This is a genomic window from Bacillus sp. CH30_1T (genome assembly GCF_008364765.1).
Lineage (GTDB): Bacteria > Bacillota > Bacilli > Bacillales > Bacillaceae_B > Rossellomorea.
This window is the reverse complement of record NZ_VTUY01000010.1, coordinates 1-19,797: the sequence shown is the minus strand read 5'-3', so window position 1 is coordinate 19,797 and position 19,797 is coordinate 1. Positions and strand designations below refer to the sequence as shown.

The following is a 19,797-nucleotide window of genomic DNA, read 5'->3' as shown; positions in this document are numbered from 1 at the left end:
TGGTTGCTCTTTGTATATATTATCATCTTAATCGTAACTAACCTTTGTGCCGTGAGTATAATCGGCTTCGCCACGATTCAATCCGCCGCGGTTTTCAATTTCTTCGACAATTTCTCGATGAATCGATTGTCCTTCTGCGTTCAAATAGGGTACTATTTGTTGTAGTGAATGATGAAAGAAAGCGAGCTCGCTTTTCTCCCATTCATTTTTAGGAATCATTGAAAGCTCTGTCATATCTCTACCTACATACATAACTCATTCCTCCATTTAACTGACATGCTCTTATTAGTGTGCATGTTCAAGGCCTGATTATGCTTTACACCAAATGGAAAAATGAAATTGAAAGGATGATCAAAATGAGTCAAAAAGTAGCATTAGTCACAGGAAGCAGCCGCGGACTTGGGCGGGAAATAGCGATTCAACTAGCAGAAAAAGGTTACGATATCGTCGTCAATTATGCACGGAGTAAAAAAGGTGCACTTGAAACGGCTGAACAGGTTGAAAAGTTGGGACGAAAAGCATTTGTCGTACGGGCAAATGTAGGAGACGTCGATAAAATCAAATCTATGTTCGAACAAATCAAAGATGAGTTCGGCCGTTTGGATGTATTGGTAAGTAACGCAGCATCCGGGGTTCTTCGTCCAGTCATGGAACTTGAAGAATCTCATTGGGATTGGACGATGAACATTAACAGTAAGGCACTACTATTCTGTGCCCAGGAAGCCGCAAAGTTAATGGATAAGGGCGGACGCATCGTAAGCATAAGCTCATTGGGATCCATCCGCTATTTAGACAATTATACAACTGTGGGAGTTTCAAAAGCTGCAGTTGAAGCATTAACGCGTTATCTTGCAGTTGAGCTTGCACCGCGTGACATAATCGTAAATGCAGTTTCCGGTGGAGCGATCGATACAGATGCACTCAAGCATTTCCCTAATCGTGAAGAGCTTCTCGAAGATGCCCGCAGTAAAACACCTGCGGGACGAATGGTGGAAATTGATGATCTTGTGAAGTCAGTGATGTTCCTCGTTTCAGACGATTCTTCCATGATCAGAGGTCAAACCATCATCGTCGATGGCGGCCGCTCACTACTCGTTTAGTGGAATGTTTTTCCTGAAAAATTCGGAATAGTGAAATCCACGCTTGGTTATCTTAATAAGCGTGGAGGTGATTATAATGGCAAAACAACCAAACAAAACTCAAGCTGGAACTAACGTTCAACACGTAAAACAACAAAACGCACAAGCTGGTGAAACTCAGCAACAACAATTCGGTACTGAGTTCGCTTCAGAAACAACTGCAGCACAACACGTGAAGCAACAAAACCAACAAGCAGAAGCTAACAAAGCGAAAGCTTCTGGTAAATATGGTCAACAACAACAATAATTGAATTATCTTGATGGAAAAAGCACCCACTAGGTTGGGTGCTTTTTCGGTTTGGGCATCATTTTGAGGGACGGACCTTTCAATTCTTCAATCAATAAGGGACTGATCTTCCATCAATCTAATCAACATAACTATTTCCTATCGAGATCCGCCCCTCCACCTCGACAAAACTGGTGGGATTGTGACAGAAGTTGTCAAAGGGTTTGGGGGTAGAAGGGAGAATGTTTAGGAGAGCTTGTTTAGAGGAGTGGTGGAAGTGATGCAGCAACGGTTTAATGAGTTGGTAACAGAGCAGTTGGAGACGATGGATAAGTTGTTATATCTTCAGTCTGAGATCGAACGTTGTCAAGAGCTTGAAGAGGAACTTCTCCAGCTTCAAGAGATGACGAAGGTTGAATCTATTAAGAGAGAGATTGCTTCAAAAAAGAAGGATCTTAAAGAGATTCAAAAAATGTTTCAAAAACAAACCGATGAAGTGATTCGCTCTTATCAAAAGGAACAAAACAGCGTTACAACATAAAAAGATATTAATGATAAATCCCATTATTGAACATGAACCGGGCGATTCTTAAAGGATTTTTTCTTTAAGGATAGCCCTTTTGTTTTAAATTTTCTGAGGAAACGTTATAATGATAGAATAGATAAGTATATATAAGGGTAATTTTGAAATGAAAGAAGGGGATACGATGGCGGTTCCCACTGAAGGAAAATCAGTACAAATACATAGCTTTAAGCATGATGGAAAAATTCACCGGATATGGAATGAGACGACGGTTCTGAAAGGAACAAGCAATCAGATAATCGGTGGAAATGATCGAACGATGGTGACGGAATCAGACGGTAGAACGTGGATGACCCGTGAACCGGCAATATGCTATTTTCATTCAGAGCTATGGTTTAATATTATTTGTATGATTCGTGAGGACGGTATTTATTATTATTGTAATTTGAGCTCACCATTTGTATATGATCATGAAGCGATCAAGTATATCGATTACGACTTGGATATTAAAGTGTTTCCTGATATGACATATACATTGCTGGATGAGGATGAGTATGAAGCTCATCGCAAGTTGTACGGTTACCCGGATGTAATCGATCACATCCTGAAGCGAAATGTCGACAAGCTTGTTCGCTGGATCCGACAAAGAAAAGGGCCTTTTGCTCCTGACTTTATTGACATTTGGTACGAGCGTTATCTGACTCACAGGGGGTAACACAGCTGGAAAACTTTATAGGCATTAAAGGGCTGACCCAGTAAGGAGCAACCCTTTTCATTTCCTGAAAGGACTTGAAGAGGAACATTGCTGCGTTCCATACAGGGTCATCCCTTTTTATTGGGGCAAAATAAATACTCACATCTTAGAAAGGAGTAATCACTTGGATAGTATCAAACGCTACCTTCAATTTGTAAAGCCTTATCGGTGGCAAATTATTGGTACATTAATTATAGGTATTATTAAATTTACCATCCCCTTATTAATCCCGATTTTAATCAAATATGTCATTGATGATATAGTAGGGGCTTCGGGCTTATCCTCGAAAGAAAAGACAAATCAATTACTGATGATCATGGGGATCATGCTTGGCCTTTTCTTACTGGTAAGACCGCCTGTAGAGTATTATCGACAATACTTTGCTCAATGGACGGGAAACAAGATCTTGTATGACTTAAGGGATCATTTGTTTTCACATATTCAGCGACTCAGCTTTAAGTATTATTCAAATACAAGAGCAGGGGAAGTCATTTCCAGGGTCATCAATGACGTTGAGCAAACGAAGAATTTCGTGATCACCGGTCTGATGAATCTATGGCTGGATGCTGCTACCATTGTCATTGCTCTGTCCATCATGTTTACGATGGATGTCTCGTTAACACTTGTTTCTCTTATTGCATTTCCTTTCTATGCTTTCTCTGTCCGTTATTTCTTTGGAAGACTTAGAGGATTGACGAGAGACCGTTCTCAGGCATTGGCAGAAGTTCAAAGCCATTTGCACGAAAGAGTTCAAGGAATGGCTGTCATCAAGAGTTTTGCAGTCGAAGATTATGAACAAAAACAGTTTCAGGATCAAAATAGCAATTTCTTAACGAAGGCCTTAAAGCAAACAAGCTGGAATGCGAAAGCGTTCGCGGTTGTGAATACCATTACGGATATTTCTCCGTTAATCATCATTGGATATGCGGGCCTGCAAGTTATTAATGGTGATCTGACCATTGGGACAATGGCTGCCTTTATTGCATATATCGATCGTCTCTATGGTCCGCTTAGACGACTGGTGAATTCTTCTACAACCTTGACTCAATCGATTGCTTCCATGGATCGTGTATTTGAGTTCATGGATGAAAAGTATGATATTGATGATGAACCAGGTGCGATTCCTTGTAAAAATGTACGCGGAGATATTCATTTTAAAAATGTTTCCTTTCGCTATGAATCTGAAGAGGAAGAGGTACTGCGTAATCTCAACCTTGATATTAAAACGGGGGAAACCGTCGCTCTGGTCGGCATGAGCGGTGGAGGAAAATCATCCTTCGTCAGTCTTATTCCCCGTTTTTATGATGTCACAGATGGTGAAATTCTTTTAGATGGAACAGACATCAGAAGATTTCAGGTGAGGTCATTGCGAGACAATATCGGAATGGTGCTTCAGGACAATATTCTCTTTAGTGAATCGGTCAAGATGAATGTTAAATTCGGTAATCCTGATGCGACGGATGAAGAAGTAATAGAAGCTGCCAAGGCGGCAAATGCACATGATTTCATCATGAAATTACCTCAAGGCTATGACACGAAAGTAGGAGAACGAGGTGTGAAACTATCTGGAGGACAGAAGCAACGTGTCGCGATTGCCAGGGTGTTCCTTAAAAATCCACCGATCCTCATCCTGGATGAAGCTACGTCAGCCCTTGATCTGGAAAGCGAACACCTTATCCAGGAATCTCTTGAAATCCTGGCAAAAGATCGAACGACCTTCATAGTCGCTCATCGATTATCAACGATCACCCATGCTGACAGAATCATTCATATGGAGCACGGAGAAGTTGTCGAAATGGGTACACATGAAGAGCTGATGTCAAAACAGGGTCATTACTATAAACTCTTTCAAGTACAGCAGCTCGATCAATAAACCAAGAAAGTCATGACTTATCACGATATATGTGATAAAAGTCATGATTTTTTTTGTTTTTCTAAAAAAAATATCAAACTTATTTCAGGTGTTAGGTGAAAGAAGTAGGACTAAATAACTTTATCTGGAAGGAATGAAAAGGATAATTGGACATATATTGAATTGAATTAGGAATGAAAGAGCATAAACAAATTATGTAGAAAAATTCTGAAAATAGATTGCAACATTTGTAACATCTTGTATAATAAGAAACATATAAAATTTAGAAAATAAGCACTATTAAGAAAAGAGAGATAGTTTCAAGAGGAGGATTTGAATGAGCGAAGCGCGTCCTTTACTAAAAGTGGAAGATTTGAGGACCTCCTTTTTTACTGATGACGGAGAAGTTCCTGCAGTCGATGGAGTTAGCTTTCATGTGAATGAAGGAGAGGTGCTCGGGATCGTTGGGGAAAGTGGATGTGGTAAAAGTGTTACATCCCTATCCATTATGGGCCTGGTACCGAAACCACCGGGGAAAATAGTAGGTGGAAAGATTCTGTATAAAGATGAAGATCTGACAAAAGCATCTGAAAAGCGAATGAGAGATATCCGGGGCAATGATATAGCGATGATCTTCCAAGAGCCAATGACATCTTTAAACCCTGTTTTTACTATAGGTGACCAATTAACCGAAGCAATACGAATACATACTAAGGTTGGAAAGAAACAAGCAAGAGATAAAGCGGTTGAAATTATGAAGATGGTCGGTTTACCGAGATCTGAAGAGCTTATCAAGGAATACCCCCATCAGCTTTCAGGCGGTATGAGACAAAGGGTCATGATCGCCATGGCAATGGTTTGTGATCCACGTGTGTTGATAGCAGACGAGCCGACCACCGCTCTTGACGTGACGATTCAGGCCCAAATTTTAAAATTGATGAAACGATTAAATAAAGAATTGAATACAGCGGTCCTCTTGATTACTCATGATTTAGGAGTTGTAGCTGAAACATGTGAACGAGTGGTCGTTATGTACTCAGGTAAAGTGGTGGAAGAGGGGAAAGTAGAAGAAATCTTTAAAAACCCTCAGCATCCTTACACGAAAGGCCTTATTCAATCCGTACCGGATATGAGAATCAAGCAGCAGCGACTACACTCGATTCAGGGGAATGTTCCGAAACCGGGGTCCATTAAGACAGGATGCCGATTTGCAGCCCGCTGTGAATATGCCTTCGATCGCTGTTTAGTTGAAACACCGGAATTATATGAAACATCACAAGGACATTGCACACGATGCTTCCTGTTCGATGAAGTGGGGGAGGGAGTTTATGATGGAACCGTTGCTAAAGGTTGAGAATCTTAAGAAACACTTTCCGATTACAGGAGGAATTCTCGGAAGACCTGTCAGTTCGGTAAAAGCAGTAGACGGGGTATCTTTTACCGTGAATAAAGGAGAAACACTGGGAATCGTAGGAGAAAGCGGTTGTGGCAAGTCGACGACTGGCAGGATGCTTATGAGACTCATCGATCCATCCGAAGGGAAAGTGACATTCGAAGAACGAGAACTTACAAGTCTATCAAACTCAGAAATGAGGAAGATTCGCAGGGAGATGCAAATGGTCTTTCAGGATCCTTTTGCTTCCTTGAATCCAAGGCATACTGTTGAACAAATTCTAGAAGAACCATTAAAGGTTCATGGAATGGGTTCAGCAAAGGAAAGAAAGAAGAGGGTTCATGAACTACTCAATATTGTCGGGTTAAGCAGCTATCATGCGAAACGTTATCCACATCAATTCAGTGGTGGACAAAGGCAGCGGATCGGTATCGCGAGGGCCTTGATGACGAAACCAAAGCTCATAATAGCTGATGAGCCTGTTTCAGCTCTTGACGTATCCATTCAGTCACAGGTGCTGAACCTGATGCAGGATTTGCAAAAAGAGTTCGGACTCACCTATATCTTCATTGCGCATGATTTAGGTGTAGTTAGACATATAAGTGACCGGGTAGGCGTGATGTACCTCGGAAAAATGGTAGAACTGAGTAATAGTGAAACACTTTATGAAAAACCGCTTCATCCATACACCCAGGCACTTCTATCAGCGGTACCAGTACCGGATCCTGATTTCAAAAGGGAAACGATTCTCTTGCAGGGGGACATTCCGAGTCCGTCCAACCCGCCAAGTGGGTGTACATTTCACACCAGATGTCCACATGCAACGGAGATCTGTAAACAGAAAGTGCCGGAATTCAAGGAACACCAACCAGGGCATTATGTAGCTTGTCATCTTTACTAGAAGACAAGTCTCATAAGTATATAAACATTATTCAGGAGGGGATTTAGTTGAGAAAAAAAAGCTGGTCAATTTTAATGCTGCTCATCCTACTCGTATCATCTGTTCTTTACGGATGTGGAGGAAATGAAAGCTCTTCAGGCGAAGGCAGCGACAGTAAAGATAGCAGCGATCCAAAAGTATTGATCTTTGGTCGCGGGGGGGACTCAGTAGCACTTGATCCTGCTGCGGTTACAGATGGAGAATCATTTAAAGTAACAAAGAATATCTTCGAAACTTTAGTTGAATTTGGTGAGCAGGATACAGAACCAAATCCAGGATTAGCTGAAGAGTGGAAGGTATCTGAAGACGGGTTAACGTATACGTTCACACTTCGTGAAGGTGTTAAATTCCAAGATGGTACAGATTTCAATGCTGACGCAGTAGTGAAGAACTTCGAGCGTTGGATGAATGGTAATGAAGAAGCATTCTACTACTATAAATCTATGTTTGGTGGATTTAAAGGTGATGAAGGTCACGTTATCAATGAAGTAAAAGCGGTTGATGAGAATACAGTTGAGTTTGTTCTTAAGCGCCCTCAGGCTCCGTTCTTAAAGAACATTGCGATGAGTCCGTTTGCGATTGTAAGTCCTACAGCACTTGATGAGCTTGGAGACAAATTGGGTGAAGCACCGACTGATGCTGGTACTGGCCCATTCAAATTCCAGGAGTGGAAGCGTAATGACAAAATCGTCCTAGTGAAAAATGAGAACTATTGGAAAGAAGGACTGCCTAAGCTGGACCAGGTTGTCTTTAAGTCAATTCCGGAAAACTCTGCCCGTCTAAATGCGCTTGTTTCTGGAGAAATTGATCTAGCTGATGGTGTTAATCCAAGTGATGCAGCTCAAGTTGAAGGTAACGACCAATTACAATTGTTCGAACGTCCTTCTATGAACGTTGGATACTTAGGGTTAACATCGACTCGTAAACCTTTTGATAATCCAAAAGTACGTCAAGCAATTAACTATGCAATCAACAAGCAGGAAATCATTGACGCATTCTTCGAAGGAAGAGCAGAAGTAGCGAAAAACCCAATGCCTCCAGTTATTGGTGGTTACAATGAGGCGCTTGAAGGATACGAATACAATCCTGAAAAAGCAAAAGAACTCCTTGCTGAAGCAGGACTCGAAGATGGATTTGAAATGGAATTATGGGCAATGCCTGTTCCACGTCCATACATGCCGGATGGACAAAAAGTAGCTGAAGCGATTCAGGCAGATCTTCAAGAAGTAGGAGTAAAAGCGAAAATCGTATCTTACGAGTGGGCGACATACTTAGAAAAAGCCCGTAACGGTGAAGCGGATGCGTTCTTACTTGGATGGACTGGTGACAACGGTGATGCAGATAACTTCCTATATGTATTACTTGATAAAGACAATATCGGAAGCAATAACTACACTTACTACAGCAATGATGAGCTTCATGAATTATTAATTGCAGCTCAATCTGAAACAGATCAAGCAAAACGTGAAGAGATGTACAAGCAGGCTCAGGAAATCATCCATGAGGATGCTCCTTGGGTACCTCTGGCTCACTCTACACCATTATTAGCTGGTAGTGCGGCTGTAAAGAATTTTAAACCGCATCCAACCGGATCTGACTTCTTAGGTGCAGTAGACATGGAATAGTTTTAATAAGATTCAACCTAGGGGAGATGACTTTGAGTCTCCCCTTTGTACATAGAAAAGCGGAGGCGGCTTGGCCAGCCCCGACAAGCATAAGGCGAGCTTGCACGAAAGGCGCTTTTTGCCTTTGGGGCAAGATTGACTTATGACCTCGAGGGGCTAGCCGCCGTAGCTGGACAAAAGAAAAGCGGAGGCGGCTTGGCCAGCCCCGACAAGCATGTAATATGAAAACGATTTATGCAAGCTTCCAAGAATACTAGAATCTCCTTTCAGAGAGGTGAACAAAATGTTTCAATACACCATACGAAGATTACTTCAATTAGTACCCGTATTATTAGGGATGACCTTTATTGTCTTCTTTATTATTCGGGCGATACCTGGAGACCCTGCCCAAGTGATCCTGGGTCAACAGGCTTCAAAAGAAGCCATTGAACAGCTAAGAACACAGTTAGGTCTTGATAATGCCTGGTATGTTCAATATTTTGAGTATCTAAAAGGCCTTTTAACAGGTGATTTAGGCAGCTCTATTCGTACAAAAACAGAAGTTTCAAGTGAAATATGGCCATACTTGGCTGCGACAGCGGAATTGGCGATTGTAGCGATCATCATTGCCGTGGTCATTGGGGTGAATGCGGGTATCATCAGTGCATGGTTCCAGAACTCATGGTTTGATTATACGGCCATGATACTGGCTTTGGTCGGGGTGTCTATGCCGATCTTCTGGCTTGGTTTGATGGAACAGTGGATCTTTGGTATTCAACTTGACTGGCTTCCAACCACAGGAAGGGAAAACATTCGTAATCCGATCGATGCTATTACGAATCTCTATATTATAGACACCATCATACAAGGACGTTTCGATCAATTAGGTGAAGTGCTGAGGCATCTGATCCTTCCGGGGATTGCGCTTGCCACGATTCCTATGGCGATCATTGCCCGAATGACCCGTTCAAGTATGCTTGAGGTCATGCGTTCGGATTACATTCGAACTGCTCGTGCAAAAGGTCTGAAAATGTTCTGGGTTGTGTACAAGCATTCTCTTAAAAATGCCATTATTCCAGTATTGACGGTAATCGGTCTGCAGATGGGGCTCCTATTAGGTGGAGCGATATTGACAGAGACGATCTTTGGATGGCCTGGTATTGGTCGTTATATTTATGAAGCGATCGGCTTCCGTGATTATCCTGTCGTACAGTCAGGCATTCTCGTAGTGGCAACGATCTTTGTCACAATCAACTTAATCGTTGATTTACTATATGCTGCTGTCGATCCGCGCATTAAATACAACTAACATCAATAGAAGAAAGAGGTGAACTCTCATGGCAGAATTAGCAGAACCGCAAAAGGAGCTTCATCCTTCCCTGCAGGAGGAAACGGTTTCTCCCTGGAAGGAAGCGTGGAAAAGCTTTCGAAAAAACAAAATCGCTTTAGTCGGATTTTTTATCGTGCTTTTCTTTGTCGTCTTAGCCATTGCTGCACCAGTCATTGCACCACAAGGCATCAATGAACAAGATTTATCGAAAAGACTGCAGGCTCCATCTTCTGAACATTGGCTCGGGACAGATGACTTTGGACGGGATATATTGTCCAGAATTATTTATGGGGCACGAATTTCATTATGGGTAGGCTTCTTTGCAGTAATCGGTTCCGCAGTAGTAGGAAGTCTGCTGGGAATCGTGGCAGGTTATTATGGAAGATGGGTGGATACGATTATCTCACGAATCTTTGATATCATGCTTGCATTTCCAAGTATCCTGTTAGCGATAGCTGTTGTAGCTGCTCTTGGGCCATCCCTGAGAAATGCTTTAATTGCCATTGCGATTATCAATATACCTAACTTTGGGCGACTCATTCGGTCACGGGTGTTGAGTGTAAAGCAGGAAGAGTATGTGATGGCTGCGAAAGCCATTGGGATGAAAGATAGCCGTATTCTATTGAGTCATATCCTTCCTAACAGTATGGCGCCGATCATTGTACAAGGAACTCTTGCCATTGCGACTGCTATAATCGAAGCCGCGGCACTTGGCTTCCTTGGTTTAGGAGCACAAGCCCCGCAACCCGAATGGGGAAAAATGCTGGCTGATGCACGTACGTTCATGCTGCAAGCTCCGTGGACAATGATCTTCCCGGGACTTGCCATCATGCTGACGGTACTGGGATTCAACTTGATGGGGGACGGACTTCGGGATGCCCTTGATCCTAAAATGAAAAACTAAATAGAACAAAAAACGGAGCAAAGGTTATCACATCCTTTGCTCCGTTTTTTATCAATTTATTCTTCTTCTTCCCCGATCATCACTTCATTTTCTTCTTTATGATACGATTGAAAGCTTGTAATAAGTTTTTCTAAGTGCTCTAAATGCTCATCGTATTCAAATATAGCCGAGAAAATATGAAGCAGATGGAAATTATGAATATTATCATCTTTACTATGCTGTTTTACTTCCTGGATCATAATATTCATCAGTTCTTTTCGATGCATGCACACATCCTGTTGAGCTTCTGACTCAGTATGCGGATGCATCTTACCCAGGAACTTCAATAGAAGCTGTTCGTGGTAAGTAAGGAGACAATCAAGCTGTCCCTTGATCACTCCACGTAATTCATCCGGCAACTGAAAAATTTCATTTTCATACCGGTTCAACCGCTTCAAGATGTCAAAGCTTCGATTCGTTGATGAAATCATCTGACGGAAAATCACAAGCTTACGACTTTTGACAATCGAATTTTTCTTGAAATAATCCCGTTCTTCTTTATAGAGAAGATACAATTGATCGACCTTTATTAGCTTTTCTTTAATGCGCTCCAAATCTTTTTTCAAGAGATGGAACTCTGTTGCGTGTCTTGAACTTAATCGAATCCACTTTAAGATTTCTTCTGTAGAATCAGATATTTTATGGTAAAGCTTCGTTTCGTATTTTGGCGGCAGGAAGATCAAGTTAATAATGAAAGATGAAAATACACCTATCATAATGGTTGAGAAACGGATAAATGCAAATTGAATAAAATCCTCATCCGTCACTTCCATAATCGCGATCAGCGTTACAAGGGCCAGGCCGATCGTGTTTTGCAGCTTTAATTTAAGAATGATGGCAATGGCTATGACAGCAGCGAGACCTACAATAAGAGGATTACTGCCGAATAAGAGAACAAAAATAACGGCAATCCCAGCACCTATCAGGTTCGCTTGAATCTGTTCGATAATCGATAGATAAGAGCGATAAATGGTGGGCTGAACGGCAAACACTGCCGCGATTCCAGCAAACACTGGAGACGGTATATTCAATAGCTGAGATACAAGTAAAGCTAATACAATCGCAATTCCCGTTTTAAGGATGCGAGCACCAAGTTTCATGGAATTAGGATCCTTTCTTGTGTAACGTATTTATAAACAATACTGTACTATACATGTACTTACAAGCAATATCAATAGGGAAATTTAAATATGTTTCTACAAAATATGTACCTTTTTGAGGAAGGGAATAAACAAAGCAGGGCAACGGAATTCTTCAACCAAATGAATAGATATGCCAGGAAGGGAAGAGTTATTCTACAAAAAAACCTAAAGACTGCCCCACGCAGGTGGGGCAGTCTTTAGGTTCTGTTATTATAATTGTGCAAATGCACGATCGACAGCTTCGATCGTCTCCTGTATATCCTGTTCAGTATGAGCAGTTGTAAGGAACCATGCCTCATATTTAGAAGGAGCAAGATTGATTCCCTGATTCAGCATCAGCTTAAAGAACCTGGCAAACATTTCCCCATCTGTTGCTTCCGCTTGCTCATAGTTCTCCACTTTTTCTGTAGTAAAGTAAAGTGTGAGAGCTCCTTTCAATCTGTTTATGGAGATCGGTGTGTTATGTTTTTCAGCTGCAGTGAGGATCCCTTTTTCAAGCACTTCACCGAGTTTATCAAGTTTCTCATACACGCCTTCTTCTTTTAATACTTCAAGGCAGGCAATTCCTGAAAGGATGGAAGCGGGATTTCCTGCCATTGTACCTGCTTGATAGGCAGGACCTAACGGGGCGACCTGTTCCATGATTTCTTTCTTTCCGCCGTAAGCTCCGATTGGAAGACCGCCGCCGATGATTTTCCCTAGTGCCGTTAAGTCAGGCTTTACCTTTAACATATCCTGAGCTCCTCCGTACATGAATCGGAATGCCGTGATGACTTCATCATAAATGACAAGGGAACTGGCATTATGAGCAATGTCATTCACTTGCTCAAGAAAGCCTTCTTTAGGTTCTACAATTCCGAAGTTCCCTACGATGGGTTCCACGAGGACTGCTGCAATTTGATCTCCCCATTTTTCCATTGCTGCTTTAAATGGTTCGATGTCGTTGAATGGAACCGTGATGACTTCCTGTGCGATACTCTTGGGAACACCGGCTGAATCAGGGGTTCCTAAAGTGGATGGTCCAGATCCAGCTGCAACAAGTACCAGATCTGAGTGACCGTGATAGCAGCCTGCGAATTTAATGACTTTGTCTTTCCCAGTGTATGCTCTTGCAACACGGATCGTTGTCATAACCGCTTCAGTCCCGGAGTTTACAAATCGAACCTTGTCCATATAAGGCATCGCTTCTTTGATCATTTTGGCAAACTTCACTTCATGACGGGTAGGGGTTCCGTAAAGGACTCCGTTTTCCGCCGCTGTTTTGATTGCTTCTGTAATATGTGGGTGAGCATGACCGGTGATGATAGGTCCGTATGCTGCCAGATAATCGATGTATTTATTTCCGTCTACATCCCAGAAATATGCCCCTTGACCCCTTTCCATTGCAACCGGGGAACCTCCACCCACTGCTTTATATGAGCGTGACGGGCTGTTCACTCCTCCTACGATATGTTCCAAAGCTTCTGTATGTAAAGTTTCTGATTCAGTATATTTCATGTTTTCCTCCTATACATGTGTATTTAGCTATCTATTACTCTTCTATTGTAGTACGGTCAATTCCACTTTAGCAAATAGGGAATCATTGGGCACACAAATTTTCAAGCAGACTGTTCTAAGGGAAACAGGTCTCTGTGGTACACTATTCTTTGTTTGTAAAAGAGGGACAGATACTTTTTTTGAAATTAGGAGGATGCAATATGAATGCAATCGAAGTACATCACCTGCGTAAGGAATTCAAGGCTTTTTCCAGTCGTTCCGGGTTAAAAGGAGCATTCAGGGATTTGTTTACGCGTAATTATAAAATCGTTCCTGCGGTGAACGATATCTCATTCAATGTGAAGCAGGGTGAGATGGTCGGATACATCGGTGAAAATGGAGCCGGAAAATCTACTACCATCAAGATGCTGACGGGGATCTTGACACCGACCGGGGGAGAGTTGAACGTCAATGGAATGAGTCCTCATCGTGATCGGGAAAAATTCGTTCAGACGATCGGGGTCGTGTTTGGACAGCGTTCCCAGCTCTGGTGGGATATTGCGGTCCAGGAATCCTTCCAGCTCTTAAAGAAAGTGTACAAAGTCCCTGATCAACAATATAAAGTACATATGGATCATGTGATTGAAACGCTGGATATCGCGCCTCTACTGGACAAGCCGGTCCGTAAATTATCACTGGGGCAGAGAATGAGATGTGAATTGGCCGCGGCTCTTGTCCATAATCCGCCTTTACTTTTCTTGGATGAACCTACAATTGGATTGGATGTTCTGGTGAAACTGAAAATCCGCCAATTTTTAAAAGAAATAAACGAGAAGTACAATACTACGATTCTTCTAACCACCCATGATTTAACCGACATCGAAGCTCTTTGTGAACGGGTCGTGATGTTGGATGAAGGGAAAATTATTTATGACGGGGCTCTGAGTCAACTCAAGGAAAATTGGGGAGATCAAAAGGAAGTCGTGTTTCAATTTCTGGACGATACGTCTCTGTCGGCTTTATCCGATCTTACAAATAATCAAAACATCTCCTGGTCTTTTGACGAGAAAAAGCAGAGCTATTCAGCATTAATTGAAGCGGATGATGAAGTCATCTCACAACTGATAACGAAAATCGTTGCGAGTTTCAAAGTGAAAGACATGAAGATTGAAGAAACGACTACTGAGGAAATCATACGGAACATCTATGAAAAGGGGGCTGTGACGAGATGAGTTTGGGTTTAGAAGCTATCGGTTCAGCTCCAGGGTCTGTGGGAGGGTACTATGGCTAAGTATATAGAAATGATTCGCATCCGCTTTCTCATGATGCTGGCGTACCGAACTAATTATTATAGTGGAATATTAATATACAGTATCAATATTGGAGCTTACTATTTCTTATGGCAGGCCATCTACGGAGGGAAAAGTGATATTGAAGGAATATCGATCATTCAAATGACGACCTATGTGGCCGTTTCATGGATGGCGAGGGCCTTTTACTTTAATAATATCGACCGTGAAATCGCTCAGGAAATCAAGGAGGGGAAAGTGGCGGTTGAATTTATCAGACCCTATAACTATCTGGGGATGAAGACGATGCAGGGACTCGGAGAGGGAGTCTTCAGACTGTTGTTTTTCTCGTTCCCGGGAATGATTATTGTCAGCCTCATCTTCCCGCTGCAATTCGGTACAGGGTTTGATACATTGGGCTTATTTGCGATTTCAATCCTGTTTAGCTTCATTATCAATACACAAATCAATTTACTGACGGGTATCACGACCTTTTTCTTATTTAATAATGATGGTCTCATCCGGGCGAAACGGGTGGTCATTGATTTGTTTTCCGGCTTATTGCTGCCGATTCATTTCTTCCCACTTTGGGCGCAAAAGGTGATGGGATACTTACCGTTCCAGAGTATAAGTTATGTTCCCAGCATGATTTTCACCAATGGCTTTACGACTTCTGAATCATTCAACGCGATTCTTATGCAGGGCGTATGGTCATTGATTCTTCTCATACCAATCAAGATACTCTGGGTTATGGCAAAAAAACAAATGATTATTCAAGGAGGGTGACCGATGTTTTATGTGAAGATGTTTTTTCAATATGTCGCCCAATATATGAAGATCAGGCTGCAATACAGGGCCGACCTGGTTGTCGAGATTCTTTCTGATTTACTGTTTCAGGCAGTTAACCTCGTATTTATCCTGGTCGTGTTTGGTCATACTCAGTTTCTGAGCGGATGGACAAGAGACGAAATTATTTTCATATATGGTTTCTTCCTGGTCCCGTTTGCACTATTCAGTTCGTTCTTCAACATTTGGGACTTTAACGACCGATATGTGGTGAAGGGTGAGTTCGACCGGATCCTGACCCGTCCCATACACAGTTTGTTTCAAATCATCTTAGAGCGAATGGAACTGGAGTCGCTTTTCGGAGTGATAACGGGTCTCTCGGTTATGTTCTACGCTGGGGGAAGACTGGACATTACCTTTGACTGGTACGAACCCGTTTTCTTTATCCTCTTTGTAATTGGGGGAGCTCTTGTGTATGCAGGAATCTTCATCGCCATTGCAAGTATCGGATTCTGGTCGGATGCGAAAACGTCGATCATGCCGATGATGTACAACATCGGTAACTATGGAAGATACCCAGTGGATATCTATAATAATGTGATCCGTTTCGTGTTAACGTGGATTCTTCCATTCGCGTTTGTTGGAGTCTATCCATCTGCCTTTTTCCTGGAAAAGACGGAATGGTATCCATATTCGTTTCTGACTCCATTTGTGGGCATCGGATTTTTCATCTTCTCGATCGTGTTATGGAATGAAGGAGTGAAACGATACAGGGGTGCTGGTAACTAGAATGAATTCGAAGTATTAAGCGTACATATAGGAAGACAAGCAGAAAAAAAGAGGGTATGTACATGCTTTATATCATTGGATTTTTCATTCTGTTCTGCATGGTGATGAGTCTACGGGCCTTATTTTATCCTTCAAGGTGGAAAGAGCATCATGTTTCACTTCATCATTTTCTCTTTCTAGGAATGAGCTATATCACGATCATGATTGGATTCGGTCTTCTGTTTACACTCTTTGAGCTTGAAGGGATTCCGATTCTCGTTGAAGGAGGGGAACCCTTAACTGGGAACTTTCTAGATCATTTTTTCACTACGATGTATTTCAGTGGTATCACCCTTTTCTCGGTAGGATACGGGGATGTAACACCTGTTGGTATCGGGAGAGGGATTGCCCTCATTGAGTCATGGCTCGGTTACACCATACCTGCCGCCTTTGTCGTGAAATCATTTTTAAACTACGAAAACAAGTAGCATATGGTTTGAGTTTTTCCCTCCTATTGGGTACGCTAAAGTTAGAAAATATTCAATGGAGGGGAACATACATGACAGTGGGTCAAAAAGCACCGGAATTTGAATTACTTGCAAGTAATGGAGAAAAGGTGAAGCTTTCAGATTACCAGGGGAAAAACGTGGTCCTTTATTTCTATCCAAAGGACATGACCCCAGGTTGTACGACAGAAGCATGTGATTTCAGGGATCAGCATGAAAACTTTGAGAATCTCGATGCCGTTATCTTAGGGGTGAGTCCAGATCCCGTTGGAAAGCATGAAAAGTTTGTAGACAAGCATGGACTTCCGTTCCTTCTCCTTGTGGATGAAGATCATAAGGTGGCAGAGGAATACGGCGTGTGGAAGCTGAAGAAGAACTTCGGGAAAGAATATATGGGCATTGAACGTTCTACCTTTATTATCGATAAAGAAGGAAATATGTCCAAGGAATGGAGAAAGGTGAAAGTGAAGGGACATGTGGAGGAAGCTCTTCAATACATTCAAGAGAACCTTTCCTAAACCTATTTTTTAGCCTATTTTAAGAAGCTTGAGGCTTTTGTCCATTCACAAGAGAGGTAAAGACATATAGTAAGAGTAGGGCAACCTCCTCAAATAAGTCAGTCTCATCCGTGTAAGGATCGACCAGGTCGATCCTCTTTTTTATGTTTTTAAGGATACTGAAAATAGGGTGATACGGTACAAATATGGTAAAATTATAGGCAATAGGGATGGGAGGCAGATATATGAAAATTATCTTCACATTTCAACCAAAGGAAGAGTTTGTCTCAGATTTAAAAAATAGCTTCCATGAGGGTGAGTTTCTTTTTTATAAAAATATCAATGAAGCGGAGAATGAACTTCCAGAAGCAGAAGTGATTGTCACCATGGGGGAAGATTTGACCGACTTTCACATTGAAAAGAGTGAGAAATGCAAATGGATCATGGTCACCTCGGCTGGCCTTGAGAAGATGCCATTTAAAGCTATTAAAAAAAGAGGCATCTTGGTGACCAATGCAAGGGGAATTCATAGAATTCCTATGGCTGAGTTTACAATCGGATTGATACTTCAGCATGCAAAACAGCTTCAAGCAGTATGGAAGCAGGAAGAGGATAGCGTGTGGAACAGAAGACTTCCAACTTCAGAACTTCATGAAGCCTCACTCCTTATTCTGGGGGCAGGAGCCATTGGAGGAGAAATCGCACGGTTGGCTAGAGCGTTTCGCATGAAAGTGACGGGTGTGAACTCTTCCGGGTCTCCAGTAGAACATTTTGACAGTATGTTCACCTTGAAGACATTTCAGAAGGAGCTGGCAAATGCCGATTACATTCTATCCGTTCTGCCTAGTACTGAGAAAACGAAGCATCTACTGCAGGTTGAGCACTTTGAACAAATGAAGGACACGGCTGTTTTCATCAATATAGGTCGTGGGGATCTCGTGGAGGAATCCGTTCTCCTTGAAGTAAGTGAAAAGAAGTTAATACAACACATGTACCTTGATGTATTTGACAAGGAACCATTGCCCAAGGATCACCCGTTCTGGCAGAATGAGGGCATAACGGTGACGCCTCACCTTTCCAGCATCACAAAAAAATACATGCCACGAGCACTTGAAATATTTAAAAAGAATTTAACTACATATCGTAATAATAGTGAAAACTATATTAACGTGATCGATGCAGAGAGGGGATATTAGGATGAAAATTTATACGAAAACTGGAGATAAGGGAACGACTTCATTGGTATATGGAACCAGAGTGTCAAAAAAAGATCAGCGGGTTGAGGCATACGGGACATGCGATGAAGCGAATTCCATGATCGGTTTAGGTCTAAGCTACCTTAAAGCTGAATACTTTGATGGGAAAGAAAAGTTTGAGGAGTTCTTTCATAAGGTACAAACCATTCTCTTTCATGTTGGGGCGGAACTGGCTACTCCCGCAGGGAAAGAAGTGAAATGGAAGCTTGAACAATCACATATTAAAGAACTGGAAGAGCAAATCGACTTTCTGGATGGTGCCCTGACGCCCCTTAGCAATTTCATCCTTCCAGGAGGTCAGCCTGCTGGAGCTGCACTTCATACAGCCAGAACAATCGTGAGAAGAGCCGAAAGAGAAGCGGTTGGAATTGATGAAGATATTAATCCGTTGGTCCTTTCTTATCTGAACAGACTTTCTGACTATCTATTCGTTGCAGGCCGCTATATAAACCAGCAGCTCGGGGAACAAGAGAAAAACCTACATGAGTAACTAGGGAGAAAGATTGACAAAAGGGACCGATGATTAGTACACTATTTATAAAGATTATAAAATAATAATTCTTATGAAAAGAGGTGCATGACGATGTCTGAAGAAGGACAATTAAAAGAAGCGATTTCGACATTGAAGGAAACGGGAGTCCGTATCACTCCTCAACGTCATGCGATATTAGAGTATCTCATTGATTCAATGGCTCATCCAACTGCTGATGACATATATAAAGCACTCGAAGGAAAGTTTCCGAACATGAGTGTCGCTACTGTTTACAATAACTTACGCGTTTTCCGTGAAGTAGGCTTAGTGAAAGAGTTGACCTACGGTGATGCTTCCAGTCGCTTCGATTATGTGACAACCGATCATTATCACGTCATCTGTGATGGTTGTGGGAAAATCGTTGACTTCCATTATCCTGGACTGGATGAAGTTGAGCAATTGGCTTCCCATGTGACGGGTTTCAAGGTGAACAACCACCGAATGGAAATCTACGGAACATGTTCTGACTGTTCTACAAAGGAAACCCACTAAGTAAGGATGGTCCCTAAGATCAGGGCCATTCTTTTTTTGATGCTAAAAAAAGACCTTCAGTAGAAGGTCTTTTCAGACCGTAGACAAACCCCACCTTTGCATTTAAGCGAAGATGGGGTTTTCTGTTATTTTAAAAGATTTTTCTTTTTTTTAGGCTGGACATGGTCCTCGCCATGTCCAGTTTGCCAATTTCTTAAGATTCATGGCAGCAAACGTAAGCATCGCCTGCATTGAAACTTTTTTAAGACCCCTTAAGGTCGTCCAACGCATGCCATGCTTTTCTTTTGCGTCCGCAAAGACTCGTTCGATCGTTTCTTTGCGTTTCGCATATAGAGTTTTATTAAGTTCT

Annotated in this window: 22 protein-coding genes; 18 read left to right on the top strand and 4 right to left on the bottom strand. The window is 42.0% G+C overall.

The annotated features are described in order from the left end of the window. Window positions 1-27: 27 nt before the first annotated feature. Window positions 28-252: a hypothetical protein gene (locus F0342_RS19090; protein WP_149157444.1), complete on the bottom strand. Its 225-nt coding sequence runs from the start codon at window positions 250-252 to the stop codon at window positions 28-30. 104 nt (window positions 253-356) lie between these two features. Here F0342_RS19090 and fabL point away from each other — a divergent pair, with 104 nt between their 5' ends. The 10 genes from fabL to nikC all read left to right on the top strand — a co-directional run bounded on the left by fabL (window position 357) and on the right by nikC (window position 10,665). Beyond that, window positions 357-1,100, top strand: coding sequence for an enoyl-[acyl-carrier-protein] reductase FabL (gene fabL, locus F0342_RS19085; protein WP_149157443.1), 744 nt, complete (start codon window positions 357-359; stop codon window positions 1,098-1,100). Between the two features lie 76 nt (window positions 1,101-1,176). Next, complete coding sequence (locus tag F0342_RS19080; protein WP_149157442.1) at window positions 1,177-1,386, top strand: gamma-type small acid-soluble spore protein; 210 nt, start codon at window positions 1,177-1,179, stop codon at window positions 1,384-1,386. Between the two features lie 259 nt (window positions 1,387-1,645). Further along, on the top strand, window positions 1,646-1,906 hold the full coding sequence (locus tag F0342_RS19075) for a YgaB family protein (RefSeq protein WP_149157549.1): 261 nt from the start codon (window positions 1,646-1,648) through the stop codon (window positions 1,904-1,906). Between the two features lie 166 nt (window positions 1,907-2,072). Then, entirely contained in the window at window positions 2,073-2,603 is a 531-nt protein-coding gene (gene ntdP / locus F0342_RS19070; protein WP_149157548.1) for a nucleoside tri-diphosphate phosphatase, read from the top strand. Between the two features lie 163 nt (window positions 2,604-2,766). Further along, window positions 2,767-4,515 carry an ABC transporter ATP-binding protein gene (locus tag F0342_RS19065; RefSeq protein WP_149157441.1) on the top strand — a complete coding sequence of 583 codons (1,749 nt, stop codon included), beginning with the start codon at window positions 2,767-2,769 and terminating at the stop codon, window positions 4,513-4,515. 316 nt (window positions 4,516-4,831) lie between these two features. Then, window positions 4,832-5,848 carry an ABC transporter ATP-binding protein gene (locus F0342_RS19060; protein ID WP_149157440.1) on the top strand — a complete coding sequence of 339 codons (1,017 nt, stop codon included), beginning with the start codon at window positions 4,832-4,834 and terminating at the stop codon, window positions 5,846-5,848. Further along, on the top strand, window positions 5,823-6,788 hold the full coding sequence (locus tag F0342_RS19055) for an ABC transporter ATP-binding protein (protein ID WP_149157439.1): 966 nt from the start codon (window positions 5,823-5,825) through the stop codon (window positions 6,786-6,788). Before F0342_RS19060 ends, F0342_RS19055 begins: the two co-directional genes overlap by 26 nt. 74 nt (window positions 6,789-6,862) lie before the next feature. Further along, a complete protein-coding gene (locus tag F0342_RS19050) occupies window positions 6,863-8,452 on the top strand; it encodes an ABC transporter substrate-binding protein (RefSeq protein WP_149157547.1) in 1,590 nt (529 codons plus the stop codon). A 283-nt stretch (window positions 8,453-8,735) separates the two neighbouring features. Continuing rightward, complete coding sequence (locus F0342_RS19045; RefSeq protein ID WP_149157438.1) at window positions 8,736-9,740, top strand: ABC transporter permease; 1,005 nt, start codon at window positions 8,736-8,738, stop codon at window positions 9,738-9,740. 28 nt (window positions 9,741-9,768) lie between these two features. Next, window positions 9,769-10,665, top strand: a complete 897-nt coding sequence (gene nikC, locus F0342_RS19040; protein WP_044339707.1) for a nickel transporter permease — start codon at window positions 9,769-9,771, stop codon at window positions 10,663-10,665. 56 nt (window positions 10,666-10,721) lie between these two features. Here the strand turns inward: nikC and F0342_RS19035 are convergent, their stop codons facing one another. Next, window positions 10,722-11,804 carry an FUSC family protein gene (locus F0342_RS19035; protein ID WP_149157437.1) on the bottom strand — a complete coding sequence of 361 codons (1,083 nt, stop codon included), beginning with the start codon at window positions 11,802-11,804 and terminating at the stop codon, window positions 10,722-10,724. Between the two features lie 252 nt (window positions 11,805-12,056). Further along, a complete protein-coding gene (locus F0342_RS19030; RefSeq protein ID WP_149157436.1) occupies window positions 12,057-13,343 on the bottom strand; it encodes a glutamate-1-semialdehyde 2,1-aminomutase in 1,287 nt (428 codons plus the stop codon). A 200-nt stretch (window positions 13,344-13,543) separates the two neighbouring features. On the opposite strand from F0342_RS19030, the gene F0342_RS19025 reads away from it, so the two are divergent. The 8 genes from F0342_RS19025 (at window position 13,544) to perR (ending at window position 19,448) form a co-directional block, all read left to right on the top strand. Further along, window positions 13,544-14,554 (top strand): ABC transporter ATP-binding protein, encoded by a 1,011-nt coding sequence (locus F0342_RS19025; protein WP_149157435.1) that lies wholly within the window; start codon window positions 13,544-13,546, stop codon window positions 14,552-14,554. A 51-nt stretch (window positions 14,555-14,605) separates the two neighbouring features. Further along, a complete protein-coding gene (locus tag F0342_RS19020; protein WP_149157434.1) occupies window positions 14,606-15,397 on the top strand; it encodes an ABC transporter permease in 792 nt (263 codons plus the stop codon). A gap of 3 nt (window positions 15,398-15,400) precedes the next feature. Beyond that, window positions 15,401-16,186 (top strand): ABC transporter permease, encoded by a 786-nt coding sequence (locus tag F0342_RS19015; protein WP_149157433.1) that lies wholly within the window; start codon window positions 15,401-15,403, stop codon window positions 16,184-16,186. A gap of 62 nt (window positions 16,187-16,248) precedes the next feature. Continuing rightward, window positions 16,249-16,653: an ion channel gene (locus F0342_RS19010; RefSeq protein ID WP_148968122.1), complete on the top strand. Its 405-nt coding sequence runs from the start codon at window positions 16,249-16,251 to the stop codon at window positions 16,651-16,653. A gap of 71 nt (window positions 16,654-16,724) precedes the next feature. After that, window positions 16,725-17,189 carry a thioredoxin-dependent thiol peroxidase gene (gene bcp, locus F0342_RS19005; protein WP_149157432.1) on the top strand — a complete coding sequence of 155 codons (465 nt, stop codon included), beginning with the start codon at window positions 16,725-16,727 and terminating at the stop codon, window positions 17,187-17,189. A 224-nt stretch (window positions 17,190-17,413) separates the two neighbouring features. Beyond that, entirely contained in the window at window positions 17,414-18,364 is a 951-nt protein-coding gene (locus tag F0342_RS19000; RefSeq protein WP_149157431.1) for a D-2-hydroxyacid dehydrogenase, read from the top strand. Between the two features lies 1 nt (window position 18,365). Continuing rightward, entirely contained in the window at window positions 18,366-18,914 is a 549-nt protein-coding gene (locus F0342_RS18995; protein WP_149157430.1) for a cob(I)yrinic acid a,c-diamide adenosyltransferase, read from the top strand. A gap of 93 nt (window positions 18,915-19,007) precedes the next feature. Then, window positions 19,008-19,448 carry a peroxide-responsive transcriptional repressor PerR gene (perR, locus tag F0342_RS18990; protein ID WP_395940706.1) on the top strand — a complete coding sequence of 147 codons (441 nt, stop codon included), beginning with the start codon at window positions 19,008-19,010 and terminating at the stop codon, window positions 19,446-19,448. Between the two features lie 150 nt (window positions 19,449-19,598). On the opposite strand, the gene F0342_RS18985 is transcribed toward perR, so the two are convergent. After that, window positions 19,599-19,797, bottom strand: a 199-nt coding sequence (locus F0342_RS18985) for a transposase (protein ID WP_188048619.1), incomplete at its 5' end; no start/stop codon positions are given.